The organism is Vibrio sp. AH4, from assembly GCF_030710545.1.
In the GTDB taxonomy this organism is placed as follows: Bacteria; Pseudomonadota; Gammaproteobacteria; order Enterobacterales; family Vibrionaceae; genus Vibrio; species Vibrio metoecus.
This window is the reverse complement of sequence record NZ_JALAIV010000001.1, coordinates 397,505-416,884: the sequence shown is the minus strand read 5'-3', so window position 1 is coordinate 416,884 and position 19,380 is coordinate 397,505. Positions and strand designations below refer to the sequence as shown.

16 protein-coding genes are annotated in these 19,380 nt (G+C 48.4%); 8 read left to right on the top strand and 8 right to left on the bottom strand.

Annotated elements, in window-relative coordinates:
- Positions 1–8 precede the first annotated feature (8 nt).
- Together ftsZ and lpxC are read left to right on the top strand one after the other, a co-directional pair.
- On the top strand, positions 9–1,205 hold the full coding sequence (gene ftsZ / locus MKA69_RS02010; RefSeq protein ID WP_000462806.1) for a cell division protein FtsZ: 1,197 nt from the start codon (positions 9–11) through the stop codon (positions 1,203–1,205).
- 97 nt (positions 1,206–1,302) lie between these two features.
- Complete coding sequence (gene lpxC, locus MKA69_RS02005; protein ID WP_000621100.1) at positions 1,303–2,220, top strand: UDP-3-O-acyl-N-acetylglucosamine deacetylase; 918 nt, start codon at positions 1,303–1,305, stop codon at positions 2,218–2,220.
- 106 nt (positions 2,221–2,326) lie between these two features.
- Here the strand turns inward: lpxC and MKA69_RS02000 are convergent, their stop codons facing one another.
- Positions 2,327–2,800, bottom strand: a complete 474-nt coding sequence (locus MKA69_RS02000; protein WP_305847424.1) for a DUF721 domain-containing protein — start codon at positions 2,798–2,800, stop codon at positions 2,327–2,329.
- A gap of 353 nt (positions 2,801–3,153) precedes the next feature.
- Here MKA69_RS02000 and secA point away from each other — a divergent pair, with 353 nt between their 5' ends.
- The 6 genes from secA to MKA69_RS01970 all read left to right on the top strand — a co-directional run bounded on the left by secA (position 3,154) and on the right by MKA69_RS01970 (position 13,148).
- Positions 3,154–5,865: a preprotein translocase subunit SecA gene (secA, locus tag MKA69_RS01995; RefSeq protein WP_000628948.1), complete on the top strand. Its 2,712-nt coding sequence runs from the start codon at positions 3,154–3,156 to the stop codon at positions 5,863–5,865.
- Between the two features lie 90 nt (positions 5,866–5,955).
- Positions 5,956–6,354, top strand: coding sequence for an 8-oxo-dGTP diphosphatase MutT (gene mutT, locus MKA69_RS01990; protein ID WP_055029090.1), 399 nt, complete (start codon positions 5,956–5,958; stop codon positions 6,352–6,354).
- Positions 6,355–6,467: 113 nt separating this feature from the next.
- A complete protein-coding gene (gene dapB / locus MKA69_RS01985; RefSeq protein WP_055029091.1) occupies positions 6,468–7,277 on the top strand; it encodes a 4-hydroxy-tetrahydrodipicolinate reductase in 810 nt (269 codons plus the stop codon).
- Between the two features lie 482 nt (positions 7,278–7,759).
- Positions 7,760–8,899, top strand: coding sequence for a glutamine-hydrolyzing carbamoyl-phosphate synthase small subunit (gene carA / locus MKA69_RS01980; protein WP_000045131.1), 1,140 nt, complete (start codon positions 7,760–7,762; stop codon positions 8,897–8,899).
- Positions 8,900–8,915: 16 nt separating this feature from the next.
- Positions 8,916–12,146 (top strand): carbamoyl-phosphate synthase large subunit, encoded by a 3,231-nt coding sequence (carB, locus tag MKA69_RS01975; protein ID WP_158106354.1) that lies wholly within the window; start codon positions 8,916–8,918, stop codon positions 12,144–12,146.
- 216 nt (positions 12,147–12,362) lie between these two features.
- Entirely contained in the window at positions 12,363–13,148 is a 786-nt protein-coding gene (locus MKA69_RS01970; protein ID WP_305847423.1) for a TSUP family transporter, read from the top strand.
- On the opposite strand, the gene MKA69_RS01965 is transcribed toward MKA69_RS01970, so the two are convergent.
- The 7 genes from MKA69_RS01965 to MKA69_RS01935 form a co-directional block, all read right to left on the bottom strand.
- Positions 13,078–13,938, bottom strand: coding sequence for a LysR family transcriptional regulator (locus MKA69_RS01965; RefSeq protein WP_305847422.1), 861 nt, complete (start codon positions 13,936–13,938; stop codon positions 13,078–13,080). The genes MKA69_RS01970 and MKA69_RS01965 overlap by 71 nt on opposite strands.
- Before the next feature lie 150 nt (positions 13,939–14,088).
- Positions 14,089–14,709 (bottom strand): TRIC cation channel family protein, encoded by a 621-nt coding sequence (locus MKA69_RS01960; RefSeq protein ID WP_000381505.1) that lies wholly within the window; start codon positions 14,707–14,709, stop codon positions 14,089–14,091.
- Positions 14,710–14,790: 81 nt separating this feature from the next.
- Positions 14,791–15,621, bottom strand: coding sequence for a vitamin B12 ABC transporter substrate-binding protein BtuF (gene btuF / locus MKA69_RS01955; protein WP_305847421.1), 831 nt, complete (start codon positions 15,619–15,621; stop codon positions 14,791–14,793).
- Positions 15,622–16,575 (bottom strand): cobalamin biosynthesis family protein, encoded by a 954-nt coding sequence (locus MKA69_RS01950; protein ID WP_055031583.1) that lies wholly within the window; start codon positions 16,573–16,575, stop codon positions 15,622–15,624. It lies immediately after the preceding gene.
- A 12-nt stretch (positions 16,576–16,587) separates the two neighbouring features.
- Entirely contained in the window at positions 16,588–17,283 is a 696-nt protein-coding gene (gene mtnN / locus MKA69_RS01945; RefSeq protein WP_000689863.1) for a 5'-methylthioadenosine/S-adenosylhomocysteine nucleosidase, read from the bottom strand.
- Between the two features lie 71 nt (positions 17,284–17,354).
- Positions 17,355–17,789 (bottom strand): DUF1499 domain-containing protein, encoded by a 435-nt coding sequence (locus tag MKA69_RS01940; protein ID WP_081020269.1) that lies wholly within the window; start codon positions 17,787–17,789, stop codon positions 17,355–17,357.
- A 170-nt stretch (positions 17,790–17,959) separates the two neighbouring features.
- Positions 17,960–19,372, bottom strand: a complete 1,413-nt coding sequence (locus MKA69_RS01935; RefSeq protein WP_000081724.1) for an FAD-dependent oxidoreductase — start codon at positions 19,370–19,372, stop codon at positions 17,960–17,962.
- Between the last annotated feature and the right edge of the window lie 8 nt (positions 19,373–19,380).

Sequence of the window (19,380 nt, the reverse complement as noted above, 5' to 3'; positions counted from 1 at the left end):
GATAACACATGTTTGAACCGATGATGGAAATGTCTGACGATGCGGTAATCAAAGTCGTTGGAGTAGGTGGTGGCGGCGGTAACGCGGTTGAACACATGGTGCGTGAATCCATCGAAGGTGTGGAATTCATGAGTATCAATACCGATGCTCAGGCACTGCGCAAAACAAGCGTTGGTACTGTTATTCAGATTGGTGGCAATATCACCAAAGGTCTAGGTGCGGGCGCTAACCCACAAGTGGGGCGTGATGCAGCACTAGAAGATAAAGAACGCATTAAAGAATTCCTTACTGGTGCCGATATGGTGTTTATCGCAGCAGGTATGGGTGGCGGTACAGGAACCGGAGCTGCACCAGTGATTGCCGAAGTGGCAAAAGAGCTGGGCATTTTGACGGTTGCTGTGGTAACTAAACCTTTCAGCTTTGAAGGCAAAAAGCGTTTGGCTTTTGCTGAGCAGGGAATTGAAGAGCTATCTAAGCACGTTGATTCACTGATCACCATTCCAAACGAAAAACTGCTCAAAGTATTGGGTCGTGGTATCACGTTACTGGAAGCCTTTGCGAGCGCGAACAACGTACTTAAAAATGCAGTGCAAGGCATCGCTGAACTGATTACTCGCCCAGGCATGATTAACGTCGACTTTGCGGACGTACGTACTGTGATGTCAGAAATGGGTCACGCCATGATGGGTAGTGGTGTTGCAAGAGGTGAAGACCGCGCGGAAGAAGCTGCTGAAATGGCAATTTCTAGCCCGCTGCTGGAAGACATCGATCTCGCCGGTGCGCGTGGTGTTCTTGTGAACATCACTGCAGGTTTAGATATGCGACTGGATGAATTCGAAACTGTCGGCAATACTGTTAAAGCCTTTGCTTCTGACAATGCAACTGTGGTTATTGGTACTTCGTTAGATCCAGATATGGCAGACGAAATCCGCGTAACTGTCGTGGCAACCGGTATCGGTAACGAGAAAAAGCCAGATATCACTCTCGTTGCAGGTGGCAAATCTAAAGTTGCACCTGTATCGGCTCCGGTGACTTCTCGCGTGGAAGAGAAAGCGGCACAGCCTTTGCATGAAAGAGTTGAAGTGAAAACTCAACCCGCAGCAGCGCCATCGCACTCATCTGCAAGTCAGAGTGTCGCGCCAAAGCCAGAGAAAGAGAGCGGATATCTTGATATTCCAGCTTTCCTGAGACGTCAAGCTGACTAAAATATCAGCACAATTTGACAGTGTTCAAAATTCTGGTAGGATGACGGTCGGTGTTGTGCCGACCGTGCATTGTGGCTAAAATTTTCGAGGCAACTAGATGATCAGACAACGTACTCTGAAAGAAATAGTGAAAACAACTGGAGTGGGCTTACACTCTGGTCGTAAAGTTACGCTGACTCTTCGCCCGGCCGCAGCCAATACGGGGATTGTATATCGTCGTACTGACGTCAACCCACCGGTTGATTTCCCTGCCGATCCGGCTTCTGTGCGTGACACCATGCTTTGCACGGCTTTGGTTAATGACCAAGGTATTCGAATCTCTACCGTAGAGCACCTAAATGCCGCTTTAGCGGGTATGGGGATTGATAACGCGATTATCGAAGTCGATGCACCTGAAATTCCTATTATGGATGGCAGTGCAAGTCCGTTTGTTTATCTGCTACAACAAGCAGGCATTGAAACGTTGAATGCACCAAAACGCTTCATCCGTATCAAGAAACCAGTACGTATTGAAGATGGCGATAAGTGGGCGGAGTTTGTACCATTTAACGGCTTCCGTATGGATTTCGAAATCGAATTCAATCACCCAGCGATTGAAGGCGATGATCAGCGTCTTGTGTTTGATTTCTCTTCACAAGGTTTTGTGAAAGAAATTTCTCGTGCGCGTACTTTTGGTTTCATGCGTGATATTGAATATCTGCAGTCTCAAAACCTCTGCTTAGGTGGTAGTTTTGATTGTGCGATCGTTTTGGACGATTATCGTATCCTGAACGAAGAAGGCTTGCGTTTCGATAACGAATTTGTGACTCACAAAGTATTGGATGCGATTGGTGACTTGTACATGGCTGGTCATGCGATTGTTGGTGAGTTCCGTGCTTATAAATCAGGTCACGGTTTGAATAACCAACTGCTGCGTGCAGTGTTGGCCGATCAAGAAGCATGGGAATGGGCTACTTTCGAAGAAGAAGTGGGTTCACCTGTTGCTTTTGCTGAGCCGAACATGGTACTGGCATAAGCCATTCATAAAGAACAAGCATAATAAAGCCAGACTGATGTCTGGCTTTATTTTTTCTTTTAAATTCAATTATATTGACGTGGAGGGCTAGATAAGTTCAATCTTCTCACTCGTCTTTCTGATTGGCTTTCGCTAAACGTGCCAAGCTTTGTAAGCGTTTTTTCACTTTATCTGAGGCTTGATCGGCAATCGCGAGCAGTACATGAGCGGCATTTTCAGATAAAGGTGGGCGAGGATTTGCCGTCGAGGCCTCTCCAGAAGGCAGTTTGGTTTGCCGATACAGCTCTGGGTTGACTCGTACCTCGATGCTGATCAAATGGCCAAATCCGTTTTGCCGTAACTGAGTCAGAATGTGTAATCGCTCATAATCCACTTTCATTTTAAGTGCTGCACTCGCGGCTTCGAGTACCAAATTTCCCCCTCGTACATTTGCAGCCCTCACTTGTGCTTTTAAGCCTTTGGGTAGGATTTCTTGTAATTGGCGATTGATCTGCAAAATCGCTTTAGCATGTTCTTGGAGCTGTTTGAGTTTGGATGCCTGAATCAAGTCATCAGTGGCCGTCGGTCGATGATCTCGCATCGGACTCTCCTTTGATTGGGGTACGGTTATTCTAGCGCGCTTCTTAGCGCATCGAAACGTACATCTTAGATTGCATCGTTCCTTTAAAAAGCAGCAGAAACCTTGTAAACATTGGGCTTAGTGCACAAAACCGCAAGCTCGTATTCAACAAATCATCGAGAACCTTGGTTGTTGAGACAAAAATTCCTTAAACTAGGCAGCACTTAATTAACTGCGTGCCTTGAAAATAAACGCTGTCATCACAATATCTCACACAGATGACTTATCTCAGTATCCTTAGTTGAAAATAGGTAGAGACTAAAGACATTCCAAGGTCGATAGACAGCGATTTAGCACAGAGAGATTCACAACAAATGATAACTAAGCTACTGACAAAGGTGATTGGCAGTCGCAATGACCGCACACTGCGCCGTTTACGCAAGATTGTAAAAGAGATTAATAACTACGAACCTGCCTTTGAAGTTCTCTCCGATGAAGAGCTAAAAGCCAAAACAGTAGAATTCCGTCAACGTATTGAACAAGGTGAAAACCTAGACCAACTTCTACCAGAAGCGTTCGCGACCGTTCGTGAAGCCTCTAAGCGTGTGTTTGGTATGCGCCATTTCGATGTACAGCTGATTGGCGGTATGGTGCTGCATGGCGGCCAAATTGCCGAGATGCGCACGGGTGAAGGTAAAACCTTAACCGCAACGTTGGCTGCTTACCTGAATGCCTTACCTGGTAAAGGCGTACATATTGTTACGGTTAACGACTACTTGGCCAAACGTGACGCTGAAACTAACCGACCTCTATTTGAATTTTTAGGCATGACGGTGGGCGTGAATATTCCAAACATGCCACAGCCAGCCAAAAAAGAGGCTTATCAAGCCGATATTCTTTACGGAACCAACAACGAATTTGGTTTTGACTACCTGCGCGATAACATGGCATTTCGCCCTGAAGATCGTGTGCAACGCGCTCGTTTCTTCGCTGTGGTCGATGAAGTGGATTCGATCTTAATCGACGAAGCGCGTACTCCACTGATTATCTCAGGTCCTGCGGAAGATAGTTCTGATCTCTATATCCGTATCAACAAGCTGATCCCACAACTGGAAAAGCAAGATAAAGAAGATTCTGAAGAGTACCGCGGTGATGGTCACTTCACTGTTGATGAAAAATCTAAACAGGTGCATTTGACCGAAACCGGCCAAGAGTTTGTTGAAGAGCTGCTGGTGAAAAACGGTATGATGCAAGAGGGGGATACGCTTTATTCTCCGGCTAACATTAGCTTGCTGCACCATGTGAATGCGGCACTGCGTGCCCATGTGCTGTTTGAAAAGAACGTTGATTACATCGTGACACCAGATGGTGAAGTCGTGATCGTCGATGAACACACTGGCCGTACCATGCCTGGTCGCCGCTGGTCTGACGGTCTGCACCAAGCGGTGGAAGCGAAAGAAGGGGTGAAGATCCAGAACGAAAACCAAACGCTGGCTTCGATCACTTTCCAAAACTACTTCCGTCTGTATGAAAAACTATCCGGTATGACGGGTACTGCCGATACCGAAGCATTCGAATTCCAACAAATCTATGGTTTGGAAACGGTGGTGATCCCAACCAACAAACCTATGGTGCGTAACGATATGCCAGATGTGGTGTATCGCTCCGAAGCAGAAAAGTTTGCTGCGATCATTGAAGACATCAAACTCCGTGTTGAAAAAGGTCAACCCGTGCTGGTGGGTACCGTTTCGATTGAAAAGTCAGAGCTACTGTCTAACGCGCTGAAAAAGGCGGGCATTAAGCACAATGTTCTGAACGCGAAGTTCCACGAAAAAGAAGCGGAAATTGTTGCCGAAGCTGGTAAACCCGGAGCGGTGACTATCGCAACCAACATGGCGGGTCGTGGTACAGATATCGTGCTGGGTGGTAGTTGGCAAGCCAAAGTTGAGAAGCTAGAAAACCCAACACAAGATCAAATCAATGAAATAAAAGCTGAATGGAAGCAAGTGCACGATCAAGTGCTGCAAGCGGGCGGCTTACACATCATTGGTACTGAGCGTCACGAATCTCGCCGTATCGATAACCAGTTACGTGGTCGTTCTGGTCGTCAAGGTGATGCGGGTTCTTCACGTTTCTATCTCTCAATGGAAGATACGTTACTGCGTATTTTCACCTCAGATCGCATGGCGGCATTGATCCAAAGCGGTATGGATGAAGGCGAAGCGATTGAATCGAAAATGCTGTCTCGCTCAATTGAAAAAGCACAGCGTAAAGTAGAAGGCCGTAACTTCGACATTCGTAAGCAATTGCTGGAATACGATGATGTGGCAAACGATCAGCGTAAAGTGGTTTATGAACTGCGTGATGAGCTGATGAGCGCAGACGATATCAGCGATATGATTGCGCAAAACCGTGAAGATGTGCTGAATGCGGTGATGGATGAGTACATTCCGCCACAATCTCTGGAAGATATGTGGGATATCAAAGGCTTGGAAGACCGCCTGAAGAACGATTTCGATCTGCCACTGCCGATCCAATCTTGGTTAGATGCTGACAACAAGCTGTATGAAGAAGCGCTACGTGAGCGCATCATCGAACAAGCTGTTGAGGTTTACAAAGCCAAAGAGCAAGCGGTTAGTCCTGCGGTGATGCGTAACTTTGAAAAATCTGTGATGCTACAAACGCTTGATACTCTTTGGAAAGAGCATTTGGCGGCGATGGATCACTTGCGCCAAGGTATCCATCTACGTGGCTATGCGCAGAAGAACCCTAAACAAGAGTACAAGCGTGAATCGTTTGAGTTGTTTGAAGAGTTACTTGAATCACTCAAATCAGATGTGATCACAGTTTTGTCAAAAGTGCGTGTTCAACAGCAAGAAGAAGTTGAGCGCATGGAAGCTCAACGCCGTGCTCAAGCTGAAGAGGCGGCTCGTCATGCTCATGCACAACACGCAAGCGCGGATGAGATTGAGCAAGAGGAATCGAATCAGCCGATGGTGCGTGATGAGCGCAAAGTGGGTCGAAACGAACCTTGCCCATGCGGTAGCGGTAAAAAATACAAACAGTGTCACGGGCAAATTAACTAAACCTGTTTCACCTCATTAAAGAAAAGAGTCGCTAAGGCGACTCTTTTTACAACTGAAATATATGTCAGCCAGAAACACAGGAGCGACACCTTGAAACGAATCCACATTGTTGCGGGGATCATTTTTAATCCAGAGCAGAGCGAAATTTACATCACCAAACGTCCAGATCATCTTCATAAAGGTGGGTACTGGGAGTTTCCCGGCGGTAAAGTCGAAGCGGGTGAGCATATTGAGCAAGCCATGGCTCGCGAATTGGAGGAGGAAGTCGGTATTGTGGTGACAGAACAGCAAGCTTTCCAACATTTCGATTATGACTATACGGACAAATCACTAAGCTTTGATTTTATGTTAATCACGGCTTTTGAAGGGCAGCCTCATGGCCGTGAAGGTCAGCAAGGTGGTTGGGTGAAAATTGCCGATTTGGCTAATTACCGTTTTCCTGAAGCGAATGAGCCTGTACTGCATCAAGTGGTGGCACAGTTTGGTTAAGTGGTTTTTTCCTCGCTCGGCAAAGCCGTGAGGCTAGCCAGAGTGGAAGATAGTTGGTAGTTTAAGTCTACAAATTGGAACTGCCTAAGGCAGTGGAGAATGGAGACAGCAACATGGTTAGAATTGCGATTGCGGGTGCCGCAGGACGTATGGGACGCAATCTGGTAAAAGCAACGCACCAGAATCCGCTTTCCGAATTGGGCGCGGGCTCTGAGCGTCCAGAATCCTCATTAGTCGGTGTCGATGTTGGCGAGCTGTGCGGTATCGGTAAGCAAGGCATTGTTTTGGTCGATAATCTAGAGCAAGCCGTTGAGCAGTTTGATGTGATTATTGATTTTACTGCGCCAGCCAGTACTTTGGCTAACTTAGCCCTGTGTGAACTGCATGGTAAAAAACTGGTGATTGGTACGACCGGTTTTTCTGATGCTCAGCGTCAAGCGATTGAACAAGCAGCAAAAAATATCCCAATTGTCATGGCTCCGAACTACAGCGTTGGCGTGAACTTGGTATTTAAACTGCTAGAAAAAGCGGCCAAGGTAATGGGCGATTACTGCGATATCGAAATCATTGAAGCCCATCATCGCCATAAGGTCGATGCCCCTTCAGGTACGGCGATTGGTATGGGTGAAGCGATTGCTCATGCGATGGGCAATCAACTGAGTGATGTGGCCGTTTACGCGCGAGAAGGGATCACCGGCGAGCGCTCACGTAATGAGATTGGTTTTGCCACTATTCGTGCTGGAGACATCATTGGCGAGCATACTGCGATGTTTGCTGACATTGGTGAGCGAGTCGAGATTACCCATAAAGCGACCGACCGAATGACTTTTGCCAATGGTGCGGTCAAAGCCGCCATTTGGCTCGCGGAGCAACCCGCCGGTTTCTACACCATGACCGATGTGCTCGGATTGAATGACCTCTAAATACATAATTATGCGCCAGCAAACTGCTGGCGTTTTTTTTATTATCAAAATCCTATAAAAATTATTCTTACCATTTTTAGGTGTTTTTGATGCTTGATTTGTTATTTTTTTATGGCTTAGGCTGCCAATTGCTCGTGTGGCCTTTGTTTTTTTAACTAAAAATTGCCAGTTAACGTTTGCTTTGTAGGTGGTTAATTTTTTGCCACTTATTCTCGATTGTAAAATCTCCATTCTCATTGAATGGCTAATGAATAGATGATATCGGCCAGATAAAGGTGGGTTTTTGATGGTTTTGTTGAATAAATCTATCGAGAGCTCGTAAAGATAAATTAATTTTTTAGGCTTGTGTTGACAGGTCTCGTTCTGCTCTCTAGAATATCGCCAATTTGTCTATAGCATCCTAATGCATGATTTAGTGGCTAGTAGGAAGACGAGTTTGCAAAATAATTTATTTTTTATGCATTTTTATTCTGGAGGTTGTCTTGAGTAAATCAGCACTGTTAGTCCTAGAAGATGGGACAGTGTTCCGCGGAGTGTCCATCGGGGCAGATGGTATTTCCGTTGGTGAAGTTGTTTTCAATACCTCGATGACGGGGTACCAAGAAATCCTCACTGATCCTTCTTATTCCCAGCAAATCGTTACTCTTACTTATCCTCACATTGGCAATACCGGAACCAACTCCGAAGACGAAGAATCCACTGCGATTCATGCTCAAGGCCTTGTGATTCGTGATCTCCCTCTTATCGCTTCTAACTTCCGCAGTGAACAATCCCTCTCTGATTACCTCAAATCGCAAAACATAGTCGGCATTGCTGATATTGATACCCGTAAACTGACTCGTATCTTGCGTGAGAAAGGCGCACAGAACGGCTGCATCATGGCGGGCGATAATCTGGATGAAGCATTAGCACTGGCGAAAGCGAAAGAGTTTCCGGGCCTGAAAGGCATGGATCTCGCGAAAGTGGTTTCCACCAAAGAAGCGTATGCGTGGAAACAAGGCTCATGGACGCTAGAAGGCGGCCTACCTGAAGCGAAAGCGGACAGCGAACTGCCTTACCATGTTGTGGCTTACGATTTTGGTGCGAAGCGTAACATCCTACGTATGTTGGTGGATCGTGGTTGCCGCTTAACTGTGGTGCCAGCGCAAACCTCTGCAGAAGACGTGCTCGCCCTTAATCCAGACGGTGTGTTTCTATCCAATGGCCCAGGCGACCCAGAGCCATGTACTTATGCGATTGAAGCCACACGCGTTTTCCTTGAGAAAAACATTCCTGTTTTTGGGATCTGTCTAGGTCACCAAATTCTGGCACTCGCCTCCGGCGCGAAAACAGTAAAAATGAAGTTCGGTCACCATGGTGCAAACCACCCAGTGAAAGATTTGGATCGCGGTGTGGTGATGATCACCTCACAAAACCACGGTTTTGCAGCCGATGAAGCGACTCTGCCTGACAACCTGCGTGCAACCCACAAATCGCTGTTTGATGGTTCACTGCAAGGGATTCATCGTACCGACAAGCCAGCGTTTAGCTTCCAAGGTCACCCAGAAGCAAGCCCAGGTCCACACGATGCAGCACCGCTGTTTGACCACTTTATTGAACTGATTAAACAATTCCGCGCTTAATTTGGAGTAGTAGATAATGCCAAAACGTACTGACATTCAAAGCATCCTTATCCTTGGTGCGGGTCCAATTGTTATCGGTCAGGCTTGTGAGTTTGACTACTCAGGCGCGCAAGCGTGTAAAGCCCTGCGCGAAGAGGGTTACCGCGTTATTCTGGTCAACTCAAACCCAGCGACCATCATGACTGACCCAGAAATGGCCGATGCGACTTACATCGAGCCAATCCATTGGGAAGTGGTGCGTAAGATCATTGAAAAAGAGCGTCCAGATGCGATTTTGCCCACCATGGGTGGCCAGACAGCGCTGAACTGTGCGCTGGCACTGGAAAAACATGGTGTATTAGCCGAGTTTGGCGTGGAAATGATCGGCGCAACCGCCGATGCGATTGATAAAGCGGAAGACCGCTCACGCTTTGATAAAGCGATGAAATCAATCGGTCTGGAGTGTCCTCGCGCTGATACTGCGAAAAGCATGGAAGAAGCGTACAAAGTCCTCGATATGGTGGGTTTCCCATGTATCATCCGTCCTTCTTTCACTATGGGCGGCAGCGGTGGTGGTATCGCTTACAACCGTGAAGAGTTTGAAGAAATCTGTACTCGCGGCTTGGATCTTTCACCGACCAATGAACTGCTGATCGACGAATCACTGATTGGTTGGAAAGAGTACGAGATGGAAGTGGTGCGTGATAAGAACGACAACTGCATCATCGTCTGTGCGATTGAAAACTTTGACCCAATGGGCATCCACACTGGTGACTCGATCACAGTCGCTCCAGCGCAAACGCTGACTGATAAAGAATACCAAATCATGCGTAACGCCTCTTTGGCGGTACTGCGTGAAATCGGCGTAGAAACCGGCGGTTCAAACGTTCAGTTTGGTATCAACCCGAAAGATGGTCGCATGGTGATCATCGAGATGAACCCACGTGTATCACGCTCTTCGGCGTTGGCTTCCAAAGCCACCGGTTTCCCAATTGCTAAAGTGGCGGCCAAACTGGCGGTGGGTTTCACACTCGATGAGTTGATGAACGACATCACAGGCGGCGCAACGCCAGCTTCGTTCGAACCGACCATCGACTACGTAGTGACTAAGATCCCTCGTTTCAACTTCGAAAAATTCGCCGGCGCCAATGACCGCCTGACCACACAAATGAAGTCAGTAGGTGAAGTGATGGCGATTGGTCGTAACCAACAAGAATCACTGCAAAAAGCACTGCGCGGCTTGGAAGTCGGTGCGGCTGGTCTGGATGAGAAAGTGGATCTGGACGCGCCAGATGCCCTGACCAAAATTCGTTATGAGCTGAAAGAAGCAGGCGCAGAGCGTATTTGGTACATCGCTGACGCATTCCGTGCTGGTATGTCAGTGGATGGGGTATTTAACCTGACCAACATTGATCGCTGGTTCCTAGTGCAAATCGAAGAACTGGTGAAGCTGGAAGCGGAAGTAAAAGCCGGTGGCTTTGCGGGCTTGAACCAAGACGTACTGCGTAAGATGAAGCGCAAAGGCTTCTCCGATGCGCGTTTGTCCAAACTGCTCGGTGTGAGCGAAAACGAAATCCGTCGTCTGCGTGACCAATACAACATCCACCCAGTTTACAAGCGTGTGGATACCTGCGCGGCAGAATTTAAGTCAGACACGGCTTACATGTACTCTACTTATGATGAAGAGTGTGAAGCTAATCCGACTGACAAAGACAAGATCATGGTGCTGGGCGGTGGTCCAAACCGTATCGGTCAAGGTATTGAGTTTGACTACTGCTGTGTACACGCAGCACTTGCCCTGCGTGAAGATGGTTACGAAACCATCATGGTCAACTGTAACCCAGAAACCGTATCAACTGACTACGACACCTCAGATCGCCTCTACTTTGAGCCTGTAACTCTGGAAGATGTGCTCGCTATCGTGCGTGTTGAGAAGCCAAAAGGCGTTATCGTGCAGTACGGTGGTCAAACTCCACTGAAACTGGCTCGCGCGCTTGAAGCGGCTGGCGTACCTGTGATTGGTACTAGCCCAGATGCGATTGACCGCGCTGAAGACCGTGAACGTTTCCAACAAGCGGTACAGCGTTTAGGCCTCAAACAGCCTGACAACGCAACCGTAACAGCCATCGAGCAAGCGATTGAGAAGTCGCGTGAAATCGGTTTCCCACTTGTGGTTCGCCCCTCTTATGTTCTGGGTGGTCGTGCGATGGAGATTGTGTACGATGAGCAAGATCTGCGTCGTTACTTCAACGAAGCGGTGAGCGTATCGAATGAATCACCAGTTCTGCTGGATCGCTTCCTTGATGATGCCACCGAAGTGGACGTGGATGCGATCTGTGACGGTGAGCGCGTCGTGATTGGCGGCATCATGGAGCATATCGAACAAGCGGGTGTTCACTCTGGTGACTCAGCCTGTTCTCTGCCGGCTTACACCTTGAGCCAAGAGATCCAAGACAAGATGCGTGAGCAAGTTGAGAAGCTGGCATTTGAATTGGGTGTTCGTGGTTTGATGAACATTCAGTTTGCGGTCAAAGACAACGAAGTTTACCTGATTGAAGTTAACCCACGCGCCGCGCGTACTGTACCGTTTGTATCAAAAGCAACGGGTGCACCGCTGGCGAAAATCGCTGCGCGAGTGATGGTTGGACAAACGCTGGAGCAACAAGGCTTCACTAAAGAGATTATTCCACCTTACTACTCAGTAAAAGAAGTGGTTCTGCCGTTCAACAAGTTCCCAGGTGTTGACCCACTGCTTGGCCCTGAAATGCGCTCAACTGGCGAAGTGATGGGTGTTGGTGCGACGTTTGCTGAAGCGTACGCCAAAGCAGAATTGGGTAGTGGCTCTGTTTACCCTGAAGGTGGCCGTGCGCTGCTTTCGGTTCGTGAAGGTGACAAACAACGTGTGGTGGATCTGGCTTCTAAGCTAGTGAAACTGGGTTACCAGTTGGATGCGACTCACGGTACTGCGGTGATTCTGGGCGAAGCGGGTATCAACCCACGCCTGGTCAACAAAGTGCATGAAGGTCGTCCACACATTCTGGATCGCATCAAAAACCATGAGTACACCTACATTGTGAACACGGCTTCTGGCCGCCAAGCAATTGAAGACTCAAAAGTGCTGCGCCGTGGTGCTCTGTCACACAAAGTGAACTATACCACCACACTGAACGCCGCCTTCGCAACTTGTATGTCACACACGGCAGATGCCAAAGCATCCGTCACTTCAGTGCAAGAGCTGCATGCGCGTGTAAAAGCTAGCCAAGCTTAATTGGTATTACAATAAGAGAGGCTCAAGGCCTCTCTGACAACCTCTTTGCCCGCTCGTCAGCGGGCTTTTTTATTTTTGAATCCCTCGATCTTTGCTGATTTCACCTTGAGTGCTGATTGATGAAAAATGGGAATAGGTTGTCGTCTTGTGTTTCGCTGTTTTCACTTTTTCAGCAGTGTTACTGTTGGGTTTTATTGTTCAATGCGTTGATAAGAAATGGAACTTTCACTGGAAGTATTAGGCCTGCTGTTTTTAGTGGCGGGAGTTGCGGGATTTATTGATGCTATGGCGGGCGGTGGTGGTTTGCTGACCTTACCAGCCTTGCTGGCAGCAGGGGTGCCGCCGACTCAGGCTTTGGCGACCAACAAACTGCAAAGTTCCTTTGGTAGCTTTTCGGCCACACTCTATTTTGTGCGCAAGGGCGTTGTGAGCCTAAAAGCGATGCGACTGGCGATTGCTTGTACTTTTGTCGGCGCGGCGCTTGGTGCAGAAGCGGTGCAATATATTGATGCCACTTTGCTAACCAGCCTCATCCCCCTGTTACTGCTCGGAATTTCGCTCTATTTCTTATTGGCACCGACCACCAAAACGCACACAGGGCCTGCGCCTTTATCCGAAACCGCGTTTGCTTTCACGGTGGGTTTTGGTATCGGTTTTTATGATGGCTTTTTTGGCCCCGGTACTGGCTCAATTTTTACCGTCTGTTTTGTCGCTTTGGGGCATTTTAGTTTGGTGGAAGCTACCGCTCGCACTAAGGTTCTCAATTTTACTTCCAACATAGCCGCGTTGACCTTTTTCTTAATCGCGGGTCTACCGATTTGGCAGATAGGTTTAACCATGGCGGTTGGCGGATTTATCGGTGCTCGTATGGGGGCAAAAGTGGTGATCAGCAAAGGTCAGCGTTGGATTCGGCCTCTGGTGATCACCATGTCTATGTTGATGGCGCTAAAACTGCTTTGGGAACAGCATCATGCAGCGCTGTTATCAATGCTTGGACCCTAGAGCTGCGATACCGACTGGCACGCAGACAAATATGGATGGGCCGAGTAAGGTCTGCTAATTCAGCAAAATCAAAGCAGTGCTGGGGCTCAATTTTTAGGGTGCTGACAATCGAGCGTGGCACTAAGGCTGGTAACATGCCGCCGAGTGCGAGCTGCGCAGCGGCGGTGTAAGAGTCCATCTCCATCGCTGGTCGAATACCTTGTTTGTGCAGCATTGCGGCTTGATAGGTATTCGAGGGGTTAGTTAAATCATTGGTAATCAACTCGCTTGGCAGTGAGTGCAGAGCCTCTTTGCTGACAACAGTAAAAGGCTCGTCCCCTAAGTGGAACGTTAATAAGCCATGATTGGCGGGTAGATAACCGGCACAAAAGCCTAAGGCGGCTTTGCCAGACTGCACATTCTCGACAATTCGCGGTGTGTGGTTGGTGGTGATCACCCAATGCGGATCCTGCTTGCGATGTTGCCCCATCGTCTGGCCAAGATAACCCGCGACTAACGTCTCCGAGCAATCCATACGCAGCAGCGTGTTATCTTCCAGTGTCTGTTGCTCGAAAATCAAGCCATGCAACTCATTAAAGGTGGGGCCGATGCTGGCAATTAATTGCTCGGCATCCGCCGTTAATTTGATGTGTCTTCCCGCAGGAACAATCAGTTTTTTTCCCAGTTTTTTTTCTAAATTGGCAATACGTTTGCTAACCGCCGATTGGCTGATATAGAGCTGGCTACCGGTTCGGCTCATGGTTTTTTCTTTGCTGAGCACCAGCAGGGTTTCAATGCCTTCGAGTAACATGTGTTGATGACAAATGGGAATAGATGCAGGGATTGTATGTGGAATCTTAAGTGAGGTCGTGCATAAAGGTCACAAAGTGAGTTCTGATCGCCGTGCCGGAGAGGTGCTGAAGAACTGACACCCATCTTGGCGTGATGGGTGTTTAGGGAATTATTTGGTCAGGGCAAACGTGGGCAGAGAAAGATGCCAACGGATCGCACCAAGCCGAATGAGCAACGTGGTGAAAACACCAGATAATAGTGCCGTTGAACTGCTATAACCCATGGTTAACGCAGTGGTATGGAAAATACCGCCGATAATACAGGCGGTTGCGTAGACTTCACTACGCAATACCATCGGGATCTCTCGGGCTAATACATCACGAATGATGCCGCCGCCACAGCCAGTGATCACTCCCATAATGACTGCAATAAGTGCGGATTCTTGATAAATCAGTGCTTTTTCAACTCCAATCCCAACGAATACGGCTAAACCGATCGCATCACTGACCGGTAGAATCCACCATGCGAGTCTCTTTGGGCGGCGCACCAACAACATAGTCAGTGCACAGGTGATCATAATTACCCATAGGTAGTTGGTGTCTTTGATCCAGAAAACAGGGGTAGCACCTAGCGCCATATCTCGAATGGTTCCGCCACCAATCGCCGTAACACTGGCGAGTACCATCACCCCGAAGGGATCCATCTTTAGGCGTCCAGCCAAGAGCACACCAGAAACCGCAAATACGGCAGTACCAAACATATCAATCAGATAAAGCAGGGAAGTATCCAAGGCTGTCTCACTATCAACAGAACGATTAAAAATATAGAACGGCAAATTGGGGCGGATTTTACGAGATTTTATCCGCTAAAGTTACTGCTTTTGTGCAATTTTGAGGTACTGACACACTTGTTCTACGGCATCTAAGGTTCTGGGGGTTGGGCGGTTTAACCAGTCAGAAGTGAGTGGCCATACCTGCTCTTTTTGAACCGCACTGAGCTGGGCTCGCCAAGCTTGCCACATATGGCCATTAGCGATGGCATGTTCAGAAGTAAAGATAACCTCGGGTTGTTTTACCAGAACTTGTTCAATGCTTACTTGCGGGTAGGGGGCGGCACTGTCGGCAAAAATATTTACTCCACCACAGAGGCTAAATACTTCGCTAGGCCAGTGTCCTTGAGCCAGCGTAATGATTGGTTTTTCGCTGAGCTGATAGAAATAACGGACGGGCTGATTGCTGGCGTATTGTTTACGTAAATTCTGCAAACGTTGACGAAAATCGTTGGCCGCTTTTTTACCTACCGCAGGATTGCTCGAATACTGACTAAGGGCTTCGATATTGTCAGCGATTTCATCCAGAGTTTTGGTTTGCGAATCATAGATAGTGATGCCGAGTTGGCGCAGTTTAGCGAGTTCGCGTGGTGGGTTACCCGCTGGCCAAGCGATGATCAAATCCGGCTTGAGAGTCAGGATTTTCTCGATATTGATGGTTTGATGATTGGCTACGCGATCCAGTTTTAGGGCTTCTGGCGGGTAGTCACTGTATTCACTGACTGCGACCAACTTATCACCTAACCCCGCCGCATAAGCAATTTCTGTAGCGTGAGGGGCAAGGCTAATTACACGCTCTGCCGCAAAGGGGGCTGCCAATACATTTGGCGCGATAAACAGAAAAGTCAAGGTAATGAGCCGGATAACAGGCATTTATACTCCGCGATAAATCAGCAATAACAGTAAACTTTCCAGCGCTATCCAAACGAAAATACGCCACGCAATCAAACTTTGTACTTGAGCAATATGTATCGCGGCTGGAGCGATGCGTCCGCCAATCTTTGCTCGAACGCTTTTTTGTTCGCCATAAATCGCAGGTCCGCCTAAAGAGAGCTGCAATTTATTGCCAACCGCACACAGTAGCCAAGCCGGTCCCGGTAGTGGCCAACTGCGGCTTTGTACTAACACCGCGTTGAAAACGCTCCCGGCTTGTTTGCCTGTGATAATGAGTAAGCTAAATAGGCGCAGAGGAAGCCAGTCGAGTAACGCAAGCATTCTTATGGCAGGTAAACCAAAAGGTTGGAAGGTGGTACGCGAAGGTGACCAAGCGCGAGCCAATTCCGCGATTAAGCGATACATTAAAGCGCCACTGCCCCCAAGCAGCCCATACCAAAACAACACGCCCACCACATTACGACCAAATCCCATAACGAGAGTTTCAACACCGGCTTTACCCAACCCAAGCGCTGAAAGTGTGGTGGTTTGTCGATTGACAAAAGGTTGCAATAAAGCCCTTGCTTGTGGTTTATCTTCTTTTGCCAAGGCTTGTGTCAGTTGATTGGCTAGGGTTTCTTGGCGTCGCCAATCCAAGGCGAGTAGCAGCAGTGCCAAATCAAATAATTGAGGATGCCACACCAGAGGTTTGAGCGCCCAAAGAAGTGCCATCGTCGGGAAAATCATCACCCCCCATGCGAGGGAGCCTGACAAGAGATTTTGCGCATAACTGGCTGGTGTGTTGACCTTACTTGCCAGCAGTTCGGCAAATTTGTGCCACAAAGTGACTGGGTGCGCAGCATGAGGAATAGGCAGCAGCAGATGAAATAAGAGTGCGCCCCACATTACGAGGAGCGCACCATTAGCATAAAGGTGGGAAAACCACGTTTCCATTAATCGGCTCGCTTACTTGAGCAGTTCAACCATTTTCAGCACCATAGCAGAAGAGCTTTGTGCTGCCAGTGGCAAGAACTCTTCAAACGACAGTGGAGATTCTTTATCGGCAACGTCAGAAATCGCGCGAACCACCACAAATGGCACCTTGAATTGGTGACAAGTTTGCGCAATCGCAGAGGCTTCCATTTCCACCGCAACAACGCTTGGGAAGTGTTGGCGGATAAATTGCTGACGTTCAGCGGTGCACACAAACGCATCACCGGTACAGATAAGGCCACGCACCGCATGAGTATCTGGCAATTGAGCCAATGCTTGTTCAGCCACCGTCATCAATTTCTCGTCGGCTTTGAACGCCGCAGGTTGACCGGCCATTTGACCAATCTCATAACCGAACGCAGTCACATCCGCATCGTGGTGGCGCACTTCGCTTGAAATGACCACATCACCCACATTCAAACTTGCGTCAAAGCCGCCAGCTGAGCCCGTATTGATCACGACATCTGGTGCATACTGGCTGAGGAGTAACGTTGTGCCCAAGGCTGCCGCCACTTTGCCAATACCGGATTGCAGTAAGACAACGTCGACACCTTGGATTTGACCGCTGTAAAAAGTACAACCGGCTTGGTTAACTTCTTGCACGTCTTCAATGAGATCTTTCAGGATGGCGACTTCTTGTTGCATGGCGCCGATGATGCCGATTTTCATAAGGGCTCTCTTTCATCTATCAATAGGAAAACAGGCCGCAGTGTAGCATGAGCTTCCTAAATGGATCGAGATTAGGGTTGCTCAAGCAGGCCTGATAGAGTTAGCTTTTCACGCAACGCTTCTGCGCGGCGGCGATTCACACCGAAATCACTATAACCAATCCGCGACTCGGAGCGTACCCATAAATGATCTTGTTGAATCTTCAATTCAAGGTCATCAACAAAGCGAAACACACTTGAAGTACATTCAATGCGCAAATATTGCGCATTTTTTTCAGCGGTACTGGCACCGGAGAGGGAGAGGGCAACACGCTCAACTTGTTCCATGGTGACACCGGGGCGCAAGATAAATGGCGCAAGGTTAAATTTATCGCGCTCATCCTGAGTCGAGACACAGTTGGGTTTGTTGGCACAAGGGATGGCGGTGCGATCTTCCATTGGAACAACTCCCTGACTACAGGCGGTAAGCGAAAAGGCAGCGATAGCAGCATAAAATGATGGATGCATGGTGATAAGTTCACTCTCATCTTTAGTTATGCTCTTCTTCCCTGCAATATTCGGTTGGAAGGGCATATATGAATATATTTTGTGCTCATTATAGGTAGCAAAAATAAAAAAGGATCCATAACACTATGAATCCTTTGTTGTTTGCGTCAATGTTCTCGTAAAAGTGTGAGCTAGACTCCAAGATAGTCGAGAATTCCCTCGGCTGCCTTACGTCCTTCATCAATCGCCGTCACCACCAAATCAGAACCACGAACCGCATCACCACCGGCGAAAATTTTCGGGTTGGTGGTTTGATATTGATAAGTTTGCTGCGCGGATGCTTTGATACGTCCCCATTGATCGAGCTCGACATCAAACGGCTCTAACCAAGCCATTTTGTGCGGTTGGAAACCAAATGCCATGATGACGGCATCGGCAGGCAATACGTGTTCACTACCGGCGACCGGTTCAGGTTTGCGACGGCCTGCTGCATCGGGTTCTCCGAGCGCAGTTTTGACCACTTTCACGCCGGTCACTTGGCCTTGGTTATTCACTTCAATCCCCAATGGCTGCAGGTTAAACATGAATTCCACGCCTTCTTCTTTGGCGTTTTTCACTTCACGGCGTGAGCCGGGCATGTTCTCTTCGTCGCGGCGATAAGCACAAATCACGCGAGACGCACCTTGGCGAATCGAGGTTCGTACACAGTCCATCGCAGTATCACCACCACCGAGTACCACCACGTTTTTTCCTGCCATATCAATGAAGGGTTGATTGCTGGCTAGCTCCATCACTTTATAGGTATTGGAGATCAAAAACGGCAGTGCATCGTAAACGCCAGAAGCATCTTCGTTGGCTAAGCCTGCGCGCATATATTGGTAGGTACCGACGCCGAGAAAGACGGCATCGTACTCATCCAACAGTTGTTGCAGTGTGATGTCTTGGCCAACTTCGACATTAAGACGAAACTCGATACCCATCTCGCTAAAAATGCGGCGACGATTCTCCATCACCCCTTTTTCTAGCTTGAACGACGGGATACCAAAGGTGAGCAGGCCGCCGATTTCTGGATAGCGATCAAACACCACAGGTCGTACCCCGTTGCGCACCAGAACATCCGCTGCGGCAAGACCTGCTGGGCCCGCGCCGATGATCGCCACTTTTTTATCGGTCCAGACCACGTTGGACATGTCCGGTTTCCAGCCCATTTCGAAGGCGGTATCCGTAATGTATTTTTCGATGTTACCAATGGTGACGGCACCGAAGTCAGCATTCAGAGTGCATGAACCTTCGCACAGACGATCTTGCGGGCATACTCGGCCACACACCTCTGGCAGGCTATTGGTTTGATGCGACAATTCAGCCGCTTCAATAATGCGCCCTTCATTGGCCAGTTTCAGCCACTGCGGAATGTAGTTGTGCACTGGGCATTTCCATTCACAGTAAGGGTTACCACAATCGAGGCAGCGATCGGCCTGTGCGGTGGCTTGTTGCTTAGTAAAGGGCTCATAAATTTCGACAAACTCAATCTTGCGGATTTGCAGGGGCTTTTTCGCCGGATCCACACGACTGACATCGATAAATTGGTAAACGTTTTGGCTCATCAATCAGG